Origin of the sequence: Pseudomonas weihenstephanensis, assembly GCF_001043055.1 — a bacterium.
Taxonomy (GTDB): Bacteria; Pseudomonadota; Gammaproteobacteria; order Pseudomonadales; family Pseudomonadaceae; genus Aquipseudomonas; species Aquipseudomonas weihenstephanensis.
This window is the reverse complement of sequence record NZ_JYLF01000004.1, coordinates 266,594-285,668: the sequence shown is the minus strand read 5'-3', so window position 1 is coordinate 285,668 and position 19,075 is coordinate 266,594. Positions and strand designations below refer to the sequence as shown.

The following is a 19,075-nucleotide window of genomic DNA, read 5'->3' as shown; positions in this document are numbered from 1 at the left end:
AGGCCGTGAAGGGTTGCCTGGCAACCCGTTGTCTTGATGGCCTGGGGGCTCATCTCGGCCTTGTGCAATGGCTACGGCATTTTGGGCGCATTGTCTGGCTTGTCCAGGCGCGGTGTTGAATCCGGCACTTCTGGCCCGACGGGCACCAGTTTGTATTCCTGGCCTTGCAAGTTCTTGAGGTACACCTCCATCTGCTGGAACGAGATGTTGATGCTGTGGTTCTTGAACTCGCGGTTGATGAAACGGTTGACCTCGTCGATGACCGGGTTACGGTCGCCCAGATCGCGTACGTGCATGCGCAGTTCGTGGTCGAGGGTGCTTTGGCCAAAGTTCAGGAAGTACACATGCGGCTCGGGGTCTTTGAGCACGCGCGGGTTTTCTTGGGCGGCCTTGAGCAGCAGGTGTTTGACCAGGTCCAGATCGGAGCCGTAATCGACCCCCAACTTGAGGGTGACGCGGGTAATGGTGTCGGTCAGCGACCAGTTGATCAGTTGCCCGGTGATGAAGGTTTTGTTCGGGACGATGATGTCTTTGCGGTCGAAGTCAGTGATGGTGGTTGCACGAATGCGGATCTTGCTCACGGTGCCCGACAGGTTGCCGATGGTGATGGTGTCGCCGATACGCACCGGGCGCTCGAACAAAATCATGATGCCGGAGATGAAGTTGGCGAAGATTTCCTGCATGCCGAAGCCCAGGCCCACCGAAAGTGCGGCCACCAGCCACTGCAACTTGTCCCAGCTCACGCCGAGGGTCGACAGGGTCGCGACAAAGCCCACGCCAATAATCACGTAGGTCAACAGGGTGGTGGTGGCGTAGGCGCTGCCCTGCCCGAGTTCGAGCCTGGACAGCACCAGCACTTCCAGCAGGCCGGGCAGGTTGCGGGCCAGGGCAATGCTGATACCGATGATCACCAGTGCGCCGATCACGTCGCCAATGCTGATGGGCACCATGCTCATGTTGGCGCCGGTGCCGCTGGTGTATTCGTACAAGGTGATGTTGTCGAGGTAGGAAAAGACGGAGATCAAGTCCGCCCACACCCAATACAGCCCACCGATAAAGCCTGCGAGCAAGGCCAGACGAATCAGGCGCAGCGATTGCTGGTTGACCTGCTCGATGTCCAGCGTGGGCTCTTCAATGATGATGTCGTTGCCTTCGCCCGCTTCTTTGGCTGCCTGGCGTTTGGCCAGCGCCCGTTGATAGGCCAGGCGACGGGCCGCGACGGCCAGGCCGCGGACAAAGGCGGCTTCGGCCACCAGCCAAAACATCAACAGGTACAAGGTGTTGATCAAGCGGTCACTGAGTTTGAGTGCGGTGTAGTAGTAGCCAAAGCACACCGCCACAAACAGAGCGAGCGGCAGCAGGGCAAACGCAAAACCGAGCAACTTACGCAGGCGATAGCCCTTTTTCTCGATTTCGAAATCTTTGAGCAGCAAGCTGCACAGCAGCCAGGCCATAGCGGCATAGCAGCCCAGCACAATGGCAATGCCCAGCACATCGTCAGCCAACGCGGCGGGTTGTTGTTCGGCAAACGCGACCACGGCCACCAGCGCCAGCACCACAAAGCCTAGCTTGCGGATCCAGCGTTGCAGGAACTCGACCAGCGGTTTTTCCCAGCGAAAATGCAGCTCGGCCACCCCGCCCGGCGCCAGAATGCGATAGGCGGTGTAAAACACCAGCCAGGCCTGGGCCATTTGAATCAAGGCGGCGCCCAGATTGGCGTTCATGCCGCGGGCGTCGGTTTGCAAGGCATAGCCGCACAAGGCCAGCGCCAGAGAAATCGGCATCGCCAGCAACACGTTGATCAGAATCGCCAGCGGCGTGTGCCACTGACTGTCACGCTTGAAGTGGCCGATGTCCTGGTGGATTTTGTTCAACTTGGTGTAGAGGTAACGACGCTTCCACAGCAACGCCACGATCAACAAGGCCAGCGGTGAAAACAGCCACGGGCGTTGCGACAAGCCATCCGCCAGCTCGCTGAAGCCGGAAGTCCAGGGCAAAGTCAGTAATTGCTGCTTGAGGTAGCGCGGCGCGGTTTCCAGCCACTCCAGATCCAGCGGCTTGTTGCTGGGAATCCAGAACATTTGCTCGTCCAGCGTGGCGCGCAGGCTCTGGGCGGTGCTGAGCAATTGTTTCTGGTTCAGTTGCAAGGTGATGGTTTCGTTGAGCAGAGCGCTCAGTTCGCGGTTGAGGCGCTCCAGCAAATCACCCCGGGTGCCGACCAGTTCAAGCAAGGTTTTACGCAGCTGCGGGGTGACTTGATCGGCTGGCTGGGTGGACAGCAGGTTGTCGACATAGGTGGTCGGGTTGCTGATCAGCTCGCGCTGCTGGTTGATCTCGAACTGATACAGGCGGATGTCCGCGATCTCATCAGCCAGGTTCTTGTCCATCTTTTGCAGGCGCGGCAGTGCTTGTTTCTGCTTATAGAGAATCTTGGACAGCAGCAGGCTGCCCTTTAGCACGCTGATCTGCTCGTCCAGCGCCTGATCGCTTTGGGTCACGTTGTCGAGTTGCTGTTTGGTTTCGAGATTTTGCTGCGTGACTTCATTCAAGCGGTCGGTGCTGCGCAACAGGTAGTCGGAGAGCTTGAGGTTGATCGCACTTTCGGTGGACAGCAGGCTGCTGCTGCCGGACTTTTGCGCTTCGATGGATTGCTGGGTCACGGTCTGTTGCGATTGCGCCAGACGTTTCTGGTTGATCAGGGTTTGCAGTTCCTGGATTTCCTGGTCCTGACGCGCGGTTTTTTCCATCAACAAGTCATGCTGGCTGCCACTCAAGTCTTGCAACTGGCTGTTGCCCGCCAGTTCTTGGCGGCGCAGCGCGATGAGGGCGGTCAGCGCACCCGCCTCGGCATTGAGCTGGTTACGTTGGTCGCCCGTCAGCAGTTTGCCGTTGTCGCGCCCCAGTTTCAGGATGTTGTTGATCTGCTGGATGCGCGTTTGGCTGGTGCTGATTTCGGCTTGTGCCCGCTCTGGTCGGGTTTGCGCGGCGATGGTCATGCTGTTGGCACTGGCCAACGCTTTTTGCAGCTCGCCTTGCTGCGTGGTGCGGTCAGCGAGCAGTTGCTCAAGCTGCTGCACGCTGAGATTGCTGTACCGCTGGGCAACCGGTACCACGGTGCTGGCTTTGAGCTTGGCCAGTTCTCGCTGGTTTTCGAGGGTTTGCTGCGGCGCGGTGCTGAGTTGCCGCTTGATCTCACTCAGGCTTTGTTCGTAATCCGCTTTGTTGGCCAGGTGGGCAAGGGTCTTTTCGAGGACTGCTTGCAGCGCTTTTTGGTCAGCGTCCGGCAGTTTGCGGTCGGCAATTTTGTCCAGGCTTTGCTGAACCGACTCGGTGGTTGGAGGCTCGGCAGCCTGTAGAGGGCCGACACAAAGGCTCAGGCCGAGCAGGACGGTGGCGAAGAGCGTGCGCAGAGTGGGCATAGATACCGGTCATACAAGGGGCGGAGAGGGGGAGTTTAGAGGAACAACCCCGGACCCGGGGCACTTCCTTCGGGGAATCTGACGCCCACTTTGCCGATCTTGTTCCCGTCCATCACGGCCACGGTCCAAATAGTGTTGTTCCATTCAACCTGATCGCCCACCACGGGGGCGCCGCCGACCTTCTGCGCGATGAAGCGGCTGAGTGGCAAGTCGGGGTCAATGCCGTCCAGCTTCAGGCCATAGAGCGCCGACACCGCGCCCAGCTGGGCGTCGCCTTCGAGTACAAAGTCGCCAAAAAAGCGCAGGTCCAAACCGCGGGTAGGCGGCTGACTGAACAGTTTGCCGAGGGCTGGCAGGTTGTGTTCGTGGCCGATCACGCAGAGCAGATCGCCAATTTCAAGGGTGGTACTGCCCGACGGGTGGAGCAGTTGTTGACCCCGAAACAGGGCTGCGATGCGCGTGCCTTCGGGCATTTTCAGTTCACGCAAGGCGGCGCCAATGCACCAGTTTTGTGCGTCGAGGCGATAAACGAACAGCTCCCACTCGCTGGTGACATGCACTTCAAGGGCTGCGCGCGAGATCGGCGCCAGGTCTGGCGGCACGGTGACCTTAAGCAGTTTGGCCACCCACGGCAGGCTGGTGCCTTGCACCAACAGGGACACCAGCACGATGAAAAACGCGAGGTTGAAGTACAGCTGCGCATTCTCAAGCCCGGCCATCAACGGGAACACCGCCAAAATAATCGGTACCGCACCGCGCAACCCGACCCACGAAATAAAGGCTTTTTCACGGGTGTGGAACGCTTTGAACGGCAGCAGCCCGACCATCACCGACAACGGCCGTGCGAACAGAATCATCCATAACGCCAGCGCCAGAGCAGGCGCCGCGATAGGCAGCAAATCGTGGGGTGTGACCAACAAGCCGAGCACCAGGAACATGCCGATCTGAGCCAGCCAGGCCATCCCGTCGAGCATGTGCAAAATGCCGTGGCGGCTGCGGATCGGGCTGTTGCCTATCACCAGGCCACACAGGTATACCGCGAGGAAGCCGCTGCCGTGCAGGGCGTTGGTAAGTGCGAACACCACCAGCCCGCCCGCGACCACCAGAATCGGGTACAGGCCATTGGCCAGATTAATGCGGTTAACCAGTTGCAGCATCATCCAGCCCCCGGCCAGACCGATGGCGCCGCCGATACCGAACTCGCGTAACAGATTGAGCAGCAAACTGGCGTGCAGCGTGGTTTCGCCGCTGGCGAGCATGTCGATCAGGGTTACGGTGAGGAACACCGCCATCGGGTCATTGCTGCCCGATTCGATTTCAAGGCTGGCCGATACCCGCTCGTTCAGACCTTTGCCGCCCAACAGCGAGAACACTGCCGCCGCATCGGTGGAGCCGACGATGGCACCCACCAGCAGGCCCTGAATCAGGTTGAGATTGAACAGCCAGGCGGCCATCAGCCCGGTCAGCCCGGTGGTGATCATCACCCCGACCGTGGCCAGCGACAACGCAGGCCACAAGGCGACGCGGAAACTGGACACGCGGGTGCGCAAGCCGCCATCGAGCAAAATCACTGCCAAGGCGAGGTTGCCCACCAGATAAGCCGTTGGGTAGTTATCAAAAATAATGCCGCCGCCGTCGACGCCCGCGGTCATGCCCACCGCCAGGATAATCACCAGAATCGGGATGCCCAGGCGTGAAGAAAGTGAACTCACCAGAATGCTTGCACCCACCAGCAACGCGCCGATCAAGAACAGGCTGTTGATGGTCGTCGCATTCAAAGGCAGTACTCCAGAAAACTCAAAGGCAGGGCGCTCACTGTTGAAGCAGTTTGCGTGCCAGCGATTCTAACCTGTGTAATTGCAGGGCTGTCAAAAAGGTTTTGTACGCGTTCAGTTGGATGGGTTTACAGCCTTGGTAATTAATTCGATCCGTTTCTTTTGGATCTTTGGGAATCCTCCTATGCATGATCATCAGGCTTATCCGTTAGCGTCAGCGCCTCTGTTTCAGAGGCGTCACGGATGCCTACCCTTCGCCCCCATCGCGTTTCAGCCTGGTGATAACCGGCCGTGCCAATCTCGACCTTGAAGCGTTGCTGCATCAGCCTGCGTTTTTAGCGTTCAACGCGCAAAACGGCATCCACGGGCAGATTGAACGCATCGCCCGCAGCGGCTCTGAAACACGGCTGACGCATTACAGCCTGACGCTGGTGCCGCACCCAGCACCGGATTTTCCAGCACCTGACGGTGCAGCAGATCATCGAGCAGATGCTTGAAGAGCACGGTATTTTCAGCGATGGGTACACCTTTGCCGGGTTCTCGGATTACCCGCCACGAGAGTATTGCGTGCAGTACGGGGAGTCGGACCTGCACTTTATTCAGCGGCTGTGTTTTGAAGAGGGTTTTCACTACTACTTTCGCCATTCGCCTGACAGCCATCAGTTGGTATTTGGCGATAAACAGCAGGCATTTACACCCCTTAAATGGCCGACGCCTTACGTGCCCGGTAGCGGGATGGTGGCAGAGGAGCCTGCGATAACTCAGTTTGAGATGAGCCTGCGAGCGCTTGAGCGTCATCAGGCCGAGTCCTGTGTGGTCCGCGGCAAAAGCGATCAGCCGAGCTTGCTCAGCGGGCACTTTTTCACCCTCAGCGACCATCCACTGGCCGAGTGCAATGTGCAGTGGCTGCTCACGCACATTACCCTCGAAGGCTGTCAGCCGCAGGTGCTTGAGGCGTTTGCCAGCGCCTCGACGTTCGACTTTCAGGGTTATCGCAACAGCTTTGACGGCACGCCGGAGATAGGCACTTATCGCGCGCAAAAGACCTACGCCAAGTCGCGGACCAGCACCCAGCCTGCTGGATTTATTGGCTTGAAACTCAGCCTGAACCCGCAACAGCAGGCGTATTTGAACGAAGAAATCAACCGCCTGCGCTCGGGCATCAAGGGCGGTTACGGCGAAGGAAATGCCGCGCCGACCCTGTTTAAAAGTGGTTGGCTGCCGTTGGGGCTGATGTTGTGGCAGGCGTGGGGCGCGTGGGATAAGCAGGTAGGTAATAAGGGCAGCCGCCCGTCATCGTGCCTTGGGAGCAAGTGATTGCCTGCGTCACGGTAGGTACGCTCGTAACTGAGTACGCCGTTATGCCCAGCGCTTCACTGATGATCGGTCTGCGCGACAGCAGCAGTGGGGCGGTGGCGTGGCTGACCATTCCAACCGGGCACTTGAGTCTGGCGATAAGTGAATGGGAAGGCCTACCCGTCACGTTGTTGACGGATGAAGAGTTTCAGGAAGACACCGTGGCCTACTTTCATATGTGTCGCGAGGTCTACCGCGAAATGCATTCATGGTCGGTATACGCCTTTGGCTTTTTGACGATTCCGTTTTGCAGCGCCTGGACTTTGCCCTGCCGACTCGCCCAATGGATAAGCAACCAGCCCAAAGCGGCGTTCCCTGAGTCAATGGTTGAGTGGTCTATTACCTCCCGAACAACACGCCTAACCCAGCGCCGAAGTCAGGGGGGGGGGGCTTTCAGCCAGTGCATAAACTTATGGAGTTTTACAATATTAGGTTTTCGCAGGATGAGGCATCACCAGGCAATGACGCCGGACAATGAATCAGATTTGTCCTGCATGAAGATCAGAGCCGGGCGGTTTTTTAAATCTGGGAGATGGATCAGGGTCGTAGCTTTCTTTTGATTGGAACGCGCTCATGGTTCAGGACACTCCACTCGCAGGTTTAAAGCCCGCCGAGTTTTATGTGGTATCGATCAAAAAACTGGCATTCATGTATGGCGTCACGATGGGCTTGTATTTGTTCGCATGGTTCTACCAGCATTGGAAATGTTATCAGCGCTCTACCGGGACAGAGGTTTTGCCGGTCTTTCGTGCCTTTTTTAATGGGTTCTATGTTTTTTCGCTGTTCAGCAGGATTCAGCAGGCATTGGCTGTGTCAGGTCGCACGTACCAGTGGTTCCCGACAAGGCGGGCCGTTCTGCTATGCATCGCCTGGGCATTGCCCATTATCAGCATGATGATTGAGGTAGATGAACCGTTTTTCTGGATTTTTACCATTCTGGATGTGGGTTTGTTTGTGGCGTGCGGGTGGTGGTTGATCGGAGCGCAACGTGCCGTAAATTTTTTGCATAACGACCCACTAGGCAAAAAGAATCAGGCACTGAACTTTGCCAACGGTGTTTGGGCGGTGTGCGGCGCTGTGGTGTGGGTGCTGTTCATCTTGATGATGGTGCTATCGGCTTTTATGCCCGCCTGATAGCCAAGGTCTGCCGTGCACCTAGAGGTTGCTTAGGCAATAAAAAACCGGACGCCCTCATAGGCGTCCGGTTTTTATTTTCAGTGTTCGGTTAATCCATCAACCGATGGTCATCAAGCTCGCATTGCCCCCTGCGGCTGCGGTGTTGACGCTCAATGCGCGCTCAATCACCAGACGTTCCAGCGCGATGTTGGTTTCGCCCTGAGACAAGCCTTGCACACCGACGATCGCGCCTGCGCGCTTGGCCACTTGCTGGCACACGTCACGCAATTGATCGCAGTCGCCGTGATGCAGGACAGCGTCAAAGATCACGTCGTCTTTGGTCCAGTCAGCCACCCGCTTGATGCGTGCTTGCACCTCTTTTGGCAGGCGGGCGAGCAGGGCTTTGGCCAGTTCGCTTTCCGGCATGACCGCAGAGCTGCCCACGGCCAGTACCGCTGCCAGTTGGGTCAACAAGTCGCTTTCCACCTCGGCCAGGCACAACACGTGTTCGCGCGGCAGAATGGCGTAGCTGTTGCGCTCGCCCGTCGGGCCATTGAGCAAGCGAGTGATACCGCTTTGCGAATGGGCGGCGAATTCGCTGCACAACTCGGCCAAGGCGGCCTGCTGGTTGTTGTCGGCCCAGGCGTGCAGCGCTTTGAGCGGTTTGCTCAAGGCTTCGCGGGCTTGGGTGTCGGGTGCGCTGATGGCATCGACCTTGGCGAACGACTGCTCGATGGCATTGCCCGGACGGGTCGACAGCAAGCGGAACAAGTACAAAGGGCCGCCGGCTTTAGGGCCGGTGCCTGACAAGCCTTCGCCACCAAACGGCTGGACGCCGACCACTGCGCCAACGATGTTGCGGTTTACGTAGACGTTACCGGCATTGACGCTGTTGACCACTTTGGCAATGGTTTCGTCGATGCGGGTGTGCACGCCCAGCGTCAGGCCGTAACCCGACGCATTGATCTGAGCGATCAATTGGTCAATGTCTTTGCGCTTGTAGCGCACTACGTGCAGCACGGGGCCGAAGATTTCGCGTTCCAGCTCATCGAAGCTTTCCAGCTCGATCAGGGTCGGCATGACGAAGGTGCCGCGCTTGCATTCTTCGATGTCGGCAATCGCCATCTGGAACACATTGCGGCCTTTGTCACGCATGCCCTGGATGTGTTTCTCGATGCCCGCTTTGGCTTCGGCGTCGATCACCGGGCCAATGTCCACGCTCAAGCGCTCAGGGTTACCCATGCGCGATTCAGCCATTGCACCTTTGAGCATTTCGATGACGCGATCAGCCGAATCTTCCTGCAAACACAGCACGCGCAGTGCCGAGCAACGTTGACCCGCGCTGTCGAAGGCCGAGGACACCACGTCGATGACCACTTGTTCGGTCAATGCCGAGGAGTCGACGATCATGGCGTTTTGACCGCCGGTTTCGGCGATCAGCGGGATCGGACGACCCTGTGCATCCAGACGGCCGGCAATGTTGCGTTGCAGCAAGCGGGCGACTTCGGTGGAACCGGTGAACATCACGCCTTTGACGCGATCGTCGCCGACCAGGCGCGCACCGACGGTTTCACCACGGCCCGGCAGCAATTGCAGCACGCCTTCAGGGATACCGGCTTCCAGCAGGATGCGCACCGCTTGTGCGGCGACCAGCGGCGTTTGCTCGGCCGGTTTGGCCAGCACCGGATTCCCGGCGGCCAGAGCGGCAGCAACTTGACCGCTGAAAATCGCCAGCGGGAAGTTCCACGGGCTGATGCAGACCACTGGGCCCAATGGGCGGTGCGCGTCGTTGGTCAGGTCGTTGCGCGCTTGTACGGCGTAGTAACGCAAGAAGTCGACGGCTTCACGGACTTCGGCGATGGCGTTGGCGAAGGTCTTGCCCGCCTCGCGTGCCAACAGGCCCATGAGTGGCTGGATCTCGGCTTCCATCAAGTCTGCGGCACGCTCCAGAATGGCGGCGCGTTCGGCAGGCGGTGTGGCTTGCCAGATCGGCGCGACATTCAATGCGCACTGGATCGCGTTATCGGCGTCCTCAACGGTAGCTTCTTGCACATGGCCGACCACGTCGCGCAGATCGGACGGGTTGAGCACCGGTGCAGGCGTTTCGGTGCTGGAGGCGCAACCGAGCATCGGCGCAGCTTTCCAGTCGTTGTGTGCGGTGGCCAGCAGGGCGCAGGACAGCGACGCCAGGCGGTGTTCGTTGGCCATGTCGATGCCGCTGGAGTTGGCGCGTTCGCTGCCATACAGGTCGCGCGGCAAAGGGATGCGCGGGTGAGGCAAGCCGAAGCCGCCTTCTTGCGCCGCCATGTGCTCGATCTGCGAGATCGGGTCGGCTACCAGCTCTTGAATCGAAATGGTGTGGTCGGCGATGCGGTTAACGAACGAGGTGTTGGCGCCGTTTTCCAGCAAGCGACGCACCAGATAGGCCAGCAGTGTTTCGTGGGTGCCGACCGGTGCGTACACACGGCACGGACGATTGAGCTTGCCTTCGGACAGTTTGCCGACGACTTGCTCGTACAGCGGTTCGCCCATGCCGTGCAGGCATTGGAACTCGTACTGCCCAGGGTAGTAGTTCTGACCAGCGATATGGTAAATCGCCGACAGCGTTTGGGCGTTGTGCGTCGCGAATTGCGGATAGATAGCCTCAGGCACGGCCAGCAGTTTTTTCGCACAGGCAAGGTAGGAAACGTCGGTGTACACCTTACGGGTGTAGACCGGGTAGCCTTCCAGGCCTTCGACTTGGGCGCGCTTGATTTCGCTGTCCCAATACGCGCCTTTTACCAGGCGGATCATCAGGCGGTGACGGCTGCGGCGTGCCAGGTCGATCACGTAGTCGATCACGTACGGGCAGCGCTTCTGGTAAGCCTGAATCACGAAGCCGATGCCGTTCCAGCCAGCCAGTTGTGGCTCGAAGCACAGGCGTTCCAGCAGGTCGAGCGACAGCTCAAGGCGGTCAGCTTCTTCGGCGTCGATGTTCAGGCCGATGTCATATTGCTTGGCCAGCAAGGTCAGCGACAGCAGGCGCGGGTACAGCTCGTCCATCACGCGCTCGTACTGGGCGCGGCTGTAACGCGGGTGCAGGGCCGACAATTTGATCGAAATCCCCGGGCCTTCGTAGATGCCACGGCCGTTAGAGGCTTTGCCGATCGAATGAATCGCTTGCTCGTAGGACGCGAGGTATTTTTGCGCGTCGAGCTCGGTGAGTGCGGCTTCGCCGAGCATGTCGTAGGAGTAACGGAAGCCCTTGGCTTCAAAGCGCGTGGCGTTGGCCAGGGCTTCGGCGATGGTTTCGCCGGTCACAAACTGCTCGCCCATCAGGCGCATGGCCATGTCGACGCCCTTGCGGATCATCGGCTCGCCGCTTTTGCCGATGATGCGGCTCAGGGAGGAGGTCAGGCCTGCTTCGTTGTGGGTCGACACCAGCTTGCCTGTCAGCAACAGGCCCCAAGTCGCTGCGTTGACGAACAGAGATGGGCTGTTGCCCAAGTGCGGGTGCCAGTTGCCGGTGCTGATTTTGTCGCGAATCAACGCGTCACGGGTGCCCTTGTCCGGGATGCGCAGCAGCGCTTCGGCCAGGCACATCAATGCCACGCCTTCCTGGGATGACAGAGAGAATTCTTGCAGCAGGCCCTGGACGATGCCTGCACGGCCACCGGCGCTCTTCTGATTGCGCAGTTTTTCAGCAATCGAGGCCGCCAGTGTTTGCGTGGCTTCGGCCATAGGGGCAGGCAGACGCGCTTGCTCGATCAGCATCGGTACCACTTCGGGTTCCGGGCGACGGTAAGCGGAAGTGATCGCGGCACGCAGCACCGACTGGGGCAGGATGCTTTCTGCAAACTCCAGGAAGCACTGATGCGCGTGATCGGTTTGCACCTCGTCGGCGTCATCGCTGGCCGCGCCAGGGATACCGCTCAACTCGGTCAGGGTTGCACCACCCTCGAGTTTTTCCAGGTAATTAAAGATTGCCTGCTTGATCAGCCAGTGCGGCGTACGATCAATCGAGGTCGCGGCGGCCTTGAGGCGCTCGCGGGTCGGGTCATCAAGTTTGACCCCAAGGGTGGTGGTAGCCATATTTTTATCCTCATGGGTGCCGCAGTTGCGCGGCAGCAGCTGGCGGCAAGATTAGCTGTGCGCACCCAGAGGTGCAACCTAGTGCAACCCGTTTTTTTACGGATTGTTCGACGCTTCGTCAGGATTTTGAGTCGAGTCGAATTTTTTGCACAGGCTTGGTGCTTTTTGATTGGCTTTGTGTGGTTCTTGCTCCGAAAAGGAGCAAAAAAACCGAATTGAGACGAAAAGGCGACAAGGTGCAACTTGTCAGACAAAAACTGGTTGCACCTGATTTGCTTTGTTGCATAGCATTCGCCGCTAAGGTGCAACCTCTTCGCTGTTGGGTTCATCGGCTGATGATTTTCCTGGGGAAACGTCAGTCATAATTGCGCGGCTATGTTATTCGTCTCAAACAGGACGTTTGTGAGCGTCCGACCAGACCGCTGCTAAACATAAAAACAATGCCAGGGCTTAATTCAATGAGTGTTAGTAACCCAACCCTGATCACGTTCGTGATCTATATCGTGGCAATGGTGCTGATTGGCCTTATGGCCTATCGCTCCACCAATAACCTTTCCGACTACATTCTGGGTGGCCGTAGCCTGGGCAGCGTTGTGACTGCACTGTCCGCTGGCGCCTCCGACATGAGCGGCTGGTTGTTGATGGGCTTGCCGGGCGCCATTTATGTTTCCGGTCTGTCGGAAAGCTGGATTGCCATTGGCCTGGTAACCGGTGCTTACCTGAACTGGCTGTTTGTGGCAGGTCGCCTGCGGGTGCAAACCGAGCACAACGGCGATGCGCTGACCCTGCCGGATTACTTCTCCAGCCGTTTTGAAGACAAAAGCGGTCTGCTGCGGATCATCTCGGCCATCGTGATTTTGGTGTTCTTCACCATCTACTGCGCTTCCGGCATCGTCGCCGGTGCCCGTCTGTTCGAAAGCACCTTCGGCATGCCGTACGAAACCGCATTGTGGGCAGGTGCCGCGGCAACCATCGCCTACACCTTTATCGGTGGTTTCCTGGCCGTGAGCTGGACCGACACCGTTCAGGCGACCCTGATGATTTTCGCGTTGATCCTCACGCCGATCATCGTGCTGTTGGCCACGGGCGGTGTGGACACCACGTTCCTGGCCATTGAAGCCAAAGACCCAAGCAACTTCGACATGCTTAAAGGCACCTCCTTCATCGGCATTATTTCGTTGATGGGCTGGGGCCTGGGTTACTTCGGTCAGCCGCACATTCTGGCGCGTTTCATGGCCGCAGACTCGGTGAAATCGATCGCCAAGGCGCGTCGTATCTCCATGGCCTGGATGATCCTGTGCCTGGCCGGTACTGTGGCTGTGGGCTTCTTCGGTATCGCGTACTTCTCGGCACACCCTGAGGTGGCCGGTCCTGTGACCGAAAACCCTGAGCGCGTGTTCATTGAACTGGCCAAGCTGCTGTTCAATCCGTGGATTGCCGGTGTGTTGTTGTCGGCCATTCTGGCTGCGGTAATGAGCACCTTGAGCTGCCAGTTGCTGGTGTGCTCCAGCGCCCTGACTGAAGACTTCTACAAGGCTTTCTTGCGTAAAAACGCCTCCCAGGTTGAGCTGGTGTGGGTCGGTCGCGCCATGGTGCTGGTGGTTGCCTTGATCGCCATCGTACTGGCCGCCAACCCGGATAACCGCGTTCTGGGTCTGGTGAGCTATGCATGGGCAGGCTTCGGGGCTGCGTTCGGCCCAGTGGTACTGATCTCGGTACTGTGGAAGGGCATGACCCGTAATGGCGCATTGGCCGGTATTTTGGTGGGTGCCATTACCGTGATCGTGTGGAAACACTTCTCGCTGTTTGGTCTGTACGAGATCATTCCGGGCTTCATCTTCGCGAGCATCGCCATTCTGGTGGTTAGCTTGATGGGCAAAGGCCCAAGCAAGAACATGGTTGAGCGTTTCAGCGCTGCCGAGAAAGACTTCCAGCAAAACCGCTGAGTGATTTGAGCCTCGGCTCACACCGTAAATGTGGTTAAAAAAGGCCCGTCTCTGTAAATGAGCGGGCTTTTTTTTGGACGTACTGTATGAAATTTCGGCATTTGTGCATCGAATGGTCTGGAGGCTGTTTTTGTTCAAACGCACCGACTAATCTTGCGTGAGTGCTCAGTGTTGAGTACCTCATCAAGGAGCGTTGAGATGCCCAACAGAGCAGTTACCGGTTACGTGTCCAGCCACGAACTGCCTTTTTCTATTCAGCGTCATTACGTATGGACAGTTACGCTGTTTGCACATGACCTCATGGGGTGTCGCAAGACGCTGGCTGAAACAAGAATGTACAGTGAGATCGCGTCGCCTTTTGTGTATGGGCTTTATGCAGGGGGGGCGGTAAATGACCCCAGCATCGCCGGGTATGTCATCCGCTCAGAAGTCCTGGACAACCAGGTCGTCGTGGCTGATGCCGAGAGAAGCTTCTTCTTTGACTGGAACGAAGACCGAAAGGTGCAAAATCTGACGCTGATGCCGCAAGCGGTTTGATGGATAACACCGTTTGGCGTGGCGAGCGGCTTAACCCCTGACGTTACTCGCTGCACAGGGTAAACTTCGCCCCCTGCGCAGGAGCAACCATGAACTATCGTCACGCCTTCCACGCCGGCAACCATGCCGACGTTCTCAAACATATTGTGTTGACCCGCCTCATCGCCTTGATGTCGCGTAAAGAACAGCCTTTTGCTTACCTTGATACCCACGCGGGCATCGGTCTGTACGACCTTCAGGGTGACCAGGCCAACCGTACTGGTGAGTACCTGGAAGGTATCGCCCGTTTGTGGGGCCAGAAAGACTTGCCCGCAGTAACAGCCGATTACATGCAAGTGCTGCACAAGATGAACCCGGATGGAACGCTACGTTACTACCCCGGTTCACCTGAATTGGCGCGGCGCCTGACCCGTTCGCAAGACCGCGTGTTGTTGAACGAAAAACACCCGGAAGACGGCGTGTTGCTCAAAGACAACATGAAGGGTGATCGCCGGGTAGCGGTGCATCTGGGTGAAGGCTGGCATGTGCCGCGTGCGCTGCTGCCGGTGGCAGAAAAGCGCGGGCTGATGTTGATCGATCCGCCGTTTGAAAAGCTCGACGAGATGAAGCGTTGCACGGAGTCGTTGAAAGACGCCATCAGCCGTATGCGTCAGACCGTTGTTGCGATTTGGTACCCGATCAAGGACAAGCGTCAGTTGCGCCGCTTTTATCAGGATCTGGCGGGTTCGGGGGCGCCGAAATTGCTGCAAGTTGAGCTGTTTGTGCATCCGCTGGACACCCCCTACAGCCTGAATGGTTCGGGTTTGGCGATTGCCAACCCGCCGTGGGGCCTGGAAGAAGAGCTGCGTGAATTGTTGCCGTGGTTGGCCAAGAAACTGGGCCAAACCCAAGGCGGCTGGCAGATGGAATGGTTGATCGCGGAGTAAGCCTGCATTTTCGTAGTCGCCGCTGTCGAGGTACGCGGCTGCGATTGGGCGCTGCGGTGTGTCTGAGGCACCGCGTTGAATGGTTTGACGACGGCTGCGCCGCCGGACGCAGCCTCGCATGACTCGTCAGCGACTACAGGTGTGTAACCGGTAATCGCGGGCCTTTGTAGTCGCTGTCGAGGTACGCGGCTGCGATTGGGCGCTGCGGTGTGTCTGAGGCACCGCGTTGAATGGTTTTACGACGGCTGCGCCGCTGGACGCAGCCTCGCATGACTCGTCAGCGACTACAGGCGTGTAACCGGTAATCGCGGGCCTTTGTAGTCGCTGTCGAGGTACGAGGCTGCGATCGGGCAGAGCGTTTGACCCCGGCATCGCGCTTGCGCGATGAGGGTCAAGACGGTATCTACAGGTTTTGCTTGCCTTAAATCGGGCAGGTCACGCCTGTGCCGCCAATGCCACAGTAGCCATTCGGGTTTTTCGCCAGGTATTGCTGGTGGTAAGCCTCGGCAAAATAGACGGTCGGCGCTTGTTCGATTTCAGTGGTGATAGTGCCTTTGCCGGCCTTGGTCAGTTCGGCCTGGAATGCGTTTTTACTGGCCAATGCTTCGTCGAGCTGCTCAGGGGTCGTGCAGTAGATCACGGAGCGGTATTGAGTGCCGATGTCGTTGCCCTGGCCCATGCCTTGTGTCGGATCGTGCAGTTCCCAGAACATCTTCAGCAGCTCTTTGTAGCTGACCTTGTCCTGGTTATAGACCACCAGCACCACTTCGCTGTGACCGGTCAGGCCGGAGCACACTTCTTCGTAGGTCGGATTCGGCGTATGGCCTCCGGCATAGCCCACAACCGTACTGACAACACCGTCTTTCTGCCAGAACTTGCGCTCTGCGCCCCAGAAGCAACCCAGACCAAAAATCGCAAAGCCGACATTGACAATAAAAGGCCCCAGCAGCGGGATGTCTTTATGAACAAAATGGTATTCAGGCAACACCATGGGTGTTTCGCGCCCCGGCAGGGCTTGTTCAGGAGTAGGTAGCACGTTTTTATTCACCAGGATTTCCGAGCGCAAGACCATTTTTCAAGCCCTCTCAGTCAGATTGTAAAAATGTAGACCGCCAGTGTGCCCGAGTGTTGCAACGATGTCAGGCCAGAGGGCCGCGCGGGTAGCGTTTAAGCTTTTCTACCAGTTCGCTACCGGGGATCGGTCGGTCAAACAGATATCCCTGGCCTACGTCGCAACGATGACGGCGCAGGAAGGCCAGTTGCTCGACGGTTTCGATGCCTTCGGCCACCACTTTGAGCTTGAGGTTGTGCGCCATCGCGATCACGGCAGAGGTGATCTCCATGTCGTCCTGGTTGTCCGGGATTTCGTTGATAAAGCTGCGGTCGATTTTGATGATGTCGATCGGGAATTTCTTCAGGTAACTGAGCGATGAGTAGCCCGTACCAAAGTCGTCCATCGCCAGCGTCAGCCCCAGCTTTTTCAACTGATCGAGCTGCAAATGGGTGTCTTCTGTCGCTTCCAGCAGCAAGCCTTCGGTCAGTTCCAGCTCCAGTAAAGAGGCCGGTAGCTGTTCTTCCTTGAGGATGCTGGCAATCGAGGCGACCAGGTCCGGGTCAGAAAACTGTTTGGGCGATAGGTTGATCGCCACTTGCAGATTGCCCAAGCCTTCGGCGCTCAATTGCTTGCTCATGCGGCATGCCTGGCGCGCAATCCATTTGCCGATAGGGATGATCAGCCCGGTTTCTTCCGCCACGCTGATGAACTGATCGGGGCGGATCATGCCGCGTTCCGGGTGGTTCCAGCGCAATAACGCTTCCATCCCCAATAACCGGCCGGAACGCAGGCAGAGTTTGGGTTGGTAGAACACATCAAGTTCGTTTTGGGTCAGGGCGCGGCGCAGGTTGTTTTCGACGAACAGCTTGTAGCTGGCTTCGGCGTTCAGCGCTTCGGTAAACACTTGCACCTGATGTTTGCCGTTGGCTTTGGCCTTATGCAGCGCCAGCCCCGCGTTGCGCATCAAGGTCTGCGGGTCGCGCCCGTGAATCGGCGCGCTTGCCACGCCAACCGAGCCGGTAACGCTGATCAACTGGTTGTCGACGAACATCGGCTTGTCGAGGGTCATCAACAGTTGGCTGGCAATTTGCTGGCCTGTCTCCAGGTCAGTGTCGTCCAGCAGCACCGCGAATTCGTTGCTGGCAAAGCGCGCCAGGCTGCCGCCAGGGTTGAGGCTGTTACGCAGGCGGCGTGCCAGGCTGATCAGCAGTTTGTCGCCCGTCTGGTGGCCGAGGCTGTCGTTGATGCGCTTGAAATTATCGATGTCCACCAGCAGCAGGCAGATGGGCTGCTCGCTGTTGCGGTTGAAGCGTTCATCAAGGTTGCGGATGAAGGCCGGGCGGTTGCCCAGATTGGTCAGGTTGTCGGTGTAGGCCAGCCGCTCGATGCGCTGTTGCGCCAGCTTGGCGTCGGTGATGTCTTCGTAAATGCCGATGTAATGCGTCAGTTCACGGTTGTCGCCGTAGACCTTGGAAATCGACAACTGGCCCCAGTACGGTTCCAGATTTTTACGCCGGCTCTTGAATTCGCCCTGCCAGCTGTTGCTTTTGCTTAAGCTCGATTGGGCATCGAACAGCAGTTCGCTGAGGTTCTCCAGTGCGGGCAACTCTGAGAGTTTGTGGCCCTGAACTTCTTCAGTGCTGTACTGGGTGATGGCGGCAAAACTGGGGTTCACGTATTCCACCAGGCCCTCGCAATTGACCAGCAAAAAGGCGTTGGCGCTTTGCTCCACCGCGCGCTGGAACAGGTGCAAGGCATTGGTGGCAGCGCGGCGGTTGTGGTTGTTGATGACCTGCGCAAACTGGTCCGCCAACTCGCCGGCAAAAGCAATTTCATCGGACTGCCACACGCGGGTACTGCCAATTTGCTCCAGGCACAGTACGCCGACCACCTGGCCATCAATGCGGATGCTCGCATCGAGCATCGCGCTCACGTCGCCGCGACGGAGGCTGGCTGCCAATTCGCGGGTGCGCGGGTCGCGGGTGGCGTTGTGCGCGTCGATTGAGCGGCTGGTGTGCAGGGCTTCGAGATAATCAGGGAAGTCACTGGCGTCAAAAACCTCGTTGGCCACATGCGCTTGGCTTGCACGCTCGTAGGCGGAAATAGGCAGCAGCCGGTTGCCCTCAAGGTTCCACAGGCTGGCAGCGTCGATCTGATAGATATCGCAGGCGCTGTGGGTAATCAGCTCGGCGGCTTCTTGCAGCGAGTTGTTTTGACTATAACGGTGGCGCGCCAGACGCAGGATCAAGTCCTGCTGCGCCCGCACCCGCTCCAAATGCTGCAACTGCTCTTGTTGGGCGCGCTGATTAAGCTCCAGCGCGATTTGCAGGCGAGAATTCTGGGTTTCGAGGTCGGCGAGCGGCACCGGCGGGGTGCTGTTGAGGGTGGATTCAAGCACGAGCAGGTAACCGCGCAGCAAATGCCGATTGTGCTGTTTGTACGCTTCGCCCAACTCCATCAGGCTCAAGGCGCCCCGAGAGGTATGCAGGGTGTAATGCACCACGTAATGCGGGCCAGCCCCAAGCTGAGTTTGTATCGCATCGTGCAGGCGATAGCGCGCTTCAGGCTCCATCAGGCTGGCAAAGGGTGAGCCGATCAGCGAACACAGGTCTACCGCAGCGAGGCCAAACTGACGTTCGCAATTAGGGTCCAGATAGAGCAAGGCCCAACTGGCTTCATTAAGCCGCTCGAAACGCAGCATACCGAGCCTGGAAGGCACGGGGAGCTGCGTCACGACCTCGACTGCCACGCGCGGGGCAGCATCGGGCTGGCTTTTCATTGGGAAACTCGCTTCACAAAGGCTGTTTACGCACGGGCTGGCGCCTGTTCCTGCGGTTTGGGCAAGGTTGCATCATGCTCACGGCGCTGACAAGTG

At 58.2% G+C, this 19,075-nt stretch carries 11 protein-coding genes; 6 read left to right on the top strand and 5 right to left on the bottom strand.

Annotated features, from left to right (window positions below):
- Positions 1-71: 71 nt before the first annotated feature.
- Both mscK and TU86_RS11915 read right to left on the bottom strand, forming a co-directional pair.
- On the bottom strand, positions 72-3,419 hold the full coding sequence (gene mscK / locus TU86_RS11920; protein ID WP_048364512.1) for a mechanosensitive channel MscK: 3,348 nt from the start codon (positions 3,417-3,419) through the stop codon (positions 72-74).
- 35 nt (positions 3,420-3,454) lie between these two features.
- Positions 3,455-5,197 (bottom strand): potassium/proton antiporter, encoded by a 1,743-nt coding sequence (locus tag TU86_RS11915; protein ID WP_048364511.1) that lies wholly within the window; start codon positions 5,195-5,197, stop codon positions 3,455-3,457.
- 275 nt (positions 5,198-5,472) lie between these two features.
- Here TU86_RS11915 and TU86_RS23280 point away from each other — a divergent pair, with 275 nt between their 5' ends.
- From TU86_RS23280 to TU86_RS22135, 3 genes are all read left to right on the top strand, one after another.
- Entirely contained in the window at positions 5,473-5,691 is a 219-nt protein-coding gene (locus TU86_RS23280) for a hypothetical protein (protein ID WP_053076016.1), read from the top strand.
- Positions 5,663-6,511, top strand: coding sequence for a contractile injection system protein, VgrG/Pvc8 family (locus TU86_RS11910; protein ID WP_239658783.1), 849 nt, complete (start codon positions 5,663-5,665; stop codon positions 6,509-6,511). The genes TU86_RS23280 and TU86_RS11910 overlap by 29 nt, the downstream gene beginning before the upstream one ends.
- A 660-nt stretch (positions 6,512-7,171) precedes the next feature.
- The gene (locus tag TU86_RS22135; protein ID WP_157395897.1) at positions 7,172-7,684 is read left to right on the top strand and encodes a hypothetical protein; all 513 of its coding nucleotides are present in this window, start codon (positions 7,172-7,174) and stop codon (positions 7,682-7,684) included.
- 99 nt (positions 7,685-7,783) lie between these two features.
- On the opposite strand, the gene putA is transcribed toward TU86_RS22135, so the two are convergent.
- Positions 7,784-11,737 (bottom strand): trifunctional transcriptional regulator/proline dehydrogenase/L-glutamate gamma-semialdehyde dehydrogenase, encoded by a 3,954-nt coding sequence (gene putA / locus TU86_RS11895; RefSeq protein WP_048364510.1) that lies wholly within the window; start codon positions 11,735-11,737, stop codon positions 7,784-7,786.
- Positions 11,738-12,195: 458 nt separating this feature from the next.
- On the opposite strand from putA, the gene putP reads away from it, so the two are divergent.
- The 3 genes from putP (at position 12,196) to TU86_RS11880 (ending at position 15,146) form a co-directional block, all read left to right on the top strand.
- A complete protein-coding gene (putP, locus tag TU86_RS11890) occupies positions 12,196-13,683 on the top strand; it encodes a sodium/proline symporter PutP (RefSeq protein ID WP_048364509.1) in 1,488 nt (495 codons plus the stop codon).
- 198 nt (positions 13,684-13,881) lie between these two features.
- Positions 13,882-14,220, top strand: a complete 339-nt coding sequence (locus tag TU86_RS11885) for a hypothetical protein (protein ID WP_048364508.1) — start codon at positions 13,882-13,884, stop codon at positions 14,218-14,220.
- 89 nt (positions 14,221-14,309) lie between these two features.
- On the top strand, positions 14,310-15,146 hold the full coding sequence (locus TU86_RS11880) for a 23S rRNA (adenine(2030)-N(6))-methyltransferase RlmJ (RefSeq protein WP_048364507.1): 837 nt from the start codon (positions 14,310-14,312) through the stop codon (positions 15,144-15,146).
- A 421-nt stretch (positions 15,147-15,567) separates the two neighbouring features.
- Here TU86_RS11880 and msrA read toward each other — a convergent pair whose 3' ends face one another.
- Both msrA and TU86_RS11870 read right to left on the bottom strand, forming a co-directional pair.
- Positions 15,568-16,218, bottom strand: coding sequence for a peptide-methionine (S)-S-oxide reductase MsrA (gene msrA, locus TU86_RS11875; RefSeq protein WP_048364506.1), 651 nt, complete (start codon positions 16,216-16,218; stop codon positions 15,568-15,570).
- Positions 16,219-16,285: 67 nt separating this feature from the next.
- Positions 16,286-18,979 carry a putative bifunctional diguanylate cyclase/phosphodiesterase gene (locus tag TU86_RS11870; RefSeq protein ID WP_048364505.1) on the bottom strand — a complete coding sequence of 898 codons (2,694 nt, stop codon included), beginning with the start codon at positions 18,977-18,979 and terminating at the stop codon, positions 16,286-16,288.
- Between the last annotated feature and the right edge of the window lie 96 nt (positions 18,980-19,075).

What these genes read in the sequence shown, in the direction of transcription:
- mscK (WP_048364512.1), bottom strand. Translation starts at nt 3,419, where the DNA reads ATGCCCACTCTGCGCACGCTCTTCGCCACCGTCCTGCTCGGCCTGAGC.
- putA (WP_048364510.1), bottom strand. Translation starts at nt 11,737, where the DNA reads ATGGCTACCACCACCCTTGGGGTCAAACTTGATGACCCGACCCGCGAG.
- putP (WP_048364509.1), top strand. Translation starts at nt 12,196, where the DNA reads ATGAGTGTTAGTAACCCAACCCTGATCACGTTCGTGATCTATATCGTG.
- TU86_RS11885 (WP_048364508.1), top strand. Translation starts at nt 13,882, where the DNA reads ATGCCCAACAGAGCAGTTACCGGTTACGTGTCCAGCCACGAACTGCCT.
- TU86_RS11880 (WP_048364507.1), top strand. Translation starts at nt 14,310, where the DNA reads ATGAACTATCGTCACGCCTTCCACGCCGGCAACCATGCCGACGTTCTC.
- msrA (WP_048364506.1), bottom strand. Translation starts at nt 16,218, where the DNA reads ATGGTCTTGCGCTCGGAAATCCTGGTGAATAAAAACGTGCTACCTACT.
- TU86_RS11870 (WP_048364505.1), bottom strand. Translation starts at nt 18,979, where the DNA reads ATGAAAAGCCAGCCCGATGCTGCCCCGCGCGTGGCAGTCGAGGTCGTG.